The sequence below is a fragment of the Pseudonocardia sp. SID8383 genome (genome assembly GCF_009864975.1).
Lineage (GTDB): Bacteria > Actinomycetota > Actinomycetes > Mycobacteriales > Pseudonocardiaceae > Pseudonocardia > Pseudonocardia alni.
The window spans coordinates 1-2,694 of sequence record NZ_WWFY01000721.1 but is presented as its reverse complement, the minus strand read 5'-3'; the positions used below and the strand labels follow the sequence as shown (position 1 = coordinate 2,694).

Here is a 2,694-nt window from a genome sequence, read left to right as displayed (position 1 = left end):
GCGGTCACGACCGGCGGCGTCGGTGCGGCGGCCACGGGCGCCGGGATGACGGGCACGGCGACGGCCGTCCCCACCGGCACGGTGAACACCGCCAGTGCCGCCGCGGCGGCGAGACCGGCGGCGAGCACCGACACCGTCCGCCGGGGTCCGGCCACCGCGTGCAGCGCCATCCGATCGTCCCTCCCGACCCGCAGACCATCGCCGCTGGACCGGACGGAGCAGGGCGCCGCTGCCCTCCGCCGCCGTCCGGGTACCGAGCGTGCTGCACAGTTGTCCCACACCACGGTGTCGAGGTGTGCGTCGGGACACCCCTGTGGGGGAACCGGGCAGGTCGCCGGTTCGTTCTCGGATCGGCCGCCCGCTCACCGGGCGGTCCGGCCAGGTCCGTCCGGAGCACTCCACCCACCGTGGGGCTATCCTGGCGGGTCAGGGCCCTCCGGCGGGGCGGTACACCGTCCGCCGCCGCTGCCGAGAACCACTCCCGGGAAGGTGAAGGCCACCCAGGCCGACGTTGCATGGACCGCAAGCGCCTGCTCCGCAACCCGCTGATCTGGATCCTCGTCGCACTCCTGATCTATCTCGGGTTCAGCCAGCTGTTCGACGACACCCGCGGATACACCGAGGTCACGACGTCGGTCGCGCTCTCCCAGGTGCAGTCGGGGAACGTCAAGGACGCCCTCGTCGAGGACCGTGAGCAGCAGCTCCGCCTCACGCTGGACCGCCCGATCGAGGTCGACGGCAACGAGACGACCCAGATCCTCACCCAGTACCCCGCGCAGATCTCCGGTCAGATCTTCGACCAGGTCCGCCAGGTCCCCGGGATCGCCGAGTACGACACCGTCGTCCGCCAGGACTCCTTCCTCTCCACGCTGCTGATCACGATGATCCCGCTGGCGCTGGTCCTGATCCTGCTGTTCTGGTTCCTGAACAACGCCCAGGGCGGCGGGAACCGGGTCATGAGCTTCGGCAAGTCCAAGGCCAAGCAGCTGAACAAGGACATGCCGAAGAACACGTTCGCGGACGTGGCGGGCGCCGACGAGGCGGTCGAGGAGCTCTACGAGATCAAGGACTTCCTGCAGAACCCGGGCCGTTACCAGGCCCTGGGCGCGAAGATCCCCAAGGGTGTGCTGCTCTACGGCCCGCCCGGCACCGGCAAGACGCTGCTGGCCCGTGCGGTCGCCGGTGAGGCGGGCGTGCCGTTCTACACGATCTCCGGGTCCGACTTCGTCGAGATGTTCGTCGGTGTCGGTGCCTCCCGGGTGCGCGACCTGTTCGAGCAGGCCAAGCAGAACGCGCCCTGCATCATCTTCGTCGACGAGATCGACGCGGTCGGCCGCCAGCGCGGCGCCGGCCTCGGCGGCGGGCACGACGAGCGCGAGCAGACCCTGAACCAGCTGCTCGTCGAGATGGACGGCTTCGACGCCCGCGGCGGCATCATCCTGATCGCCGCGACGAACCGGCCGGACATCCTGGACCCGGCGCTGCTGCGCCCGGGCCGGTTCGACCGGCAGATCCCGGTCGGCGCCCCCGACCTGGCGGGTCGCCGCGCGATCCTGTCGGTGCACTCCAAGGGCAAGCCCTTCGCCGACGACGTCGACCTCGAGTCGCTGGCCAAACGCACCGTGGGCATGTCCGGCGCCGACCTGGCCAACGTGATCAACGAGGCCGCGCTGCTGACCGCCCGCGAGCACGGGACGCTGATCAACGGCGCCGCGCTGGAGGAGTCGGTCGACCGCGTCGTCGGCGGCCCCCGGCGCAAGTCGAAGATCGTCTCCGAGCGCGAGAAGAAGATCACCGCATACCACGAGGGCGGGCACGCGCTGGCCGCGTGGGCGATGCCGGACCTGGAGCCGGTCTACAAGCTCACGATCCTGCCGCGCGGGCGCACCGGCGGGCACGCGCTCGTCGTCCCGGAGGACGACAAGGGCCTCATGACCCGCGCCGAGATGATCGCGAGGCTGGTGTTCGCGATGGGTGGGCGTTCGGCCGAGGAGCTCGTCTTCCACGAGCCCACGACGGGCGCGTCCTCCGACATCGACCAGGCCACCAAGATCGCCCGCGCGATGGTCACCGAGTACGGCATGAGCGCCAAGCTCGGCGCCGTCCGCTACGGCCGCGAGCAGGGCGACCCGTTCCTCGGTCGCTCGATGGGCAACCAGGCCGAATACTCGCTCGAGGTCGCCCACGAGATCGACGAGGAGGTGCGCAAGCTCATCGAGGCCGCGCACACCGAGGCGTGGGAGATCCTCAACACCTACCGCGACGTGCTCGACGACCTGGTGCTCGAGCTCCTGGACAAGGAGACCCTGAACCGCAAGGACCTCGAGCGGATCTTCGGGTCGGTGGAGAAGCGGCCGCGGATCACCGCGTTCGACGACTTCGGCGTGCGCACGCCCTCGGAGAAGCCGCCGATCAAGACCCGGCGCGAGCTGGCGCACGAGCGCGGTGAGGTCCTGCCGCCCGAGGAGGACGAGCTCACCCCGGCCGAGGTCGGCTCGGGCGTCGCCAACGGCTACGGAGACGCGCCCGGCACCCCCGGCGCCTCCCCGTTCCCGGCGGGCGGCTCGGTCCCGAGCCGCCCGGACGCCCCCAACGACGGCGGCTACGCCCCCGGCGACGGCGGCCCGGGCCACGGCGGCGGCAACGGCGGGAACGGGAACGGCTACGGCGCGCCCGGCAACGGGCACGGCGCCC

The 2,694-nt window shown here is 71.5% G+C and carries 1 protein-coding gene; it reads left to right on the top strand.

Features of this window, described 5'->3' with window-relative positions:
* Positions 1–515: 515 nt before the first annotated feature.
* Positions 516–2,694 (top strand): ATP-dependent zinc metalloprotease FtsH (ftsH, locus tag GTW08_RS17485; RefSeq protein ID WP_237453937.1); only part of this gene is annotated, 2,179 nt, incomplete at its 3' end.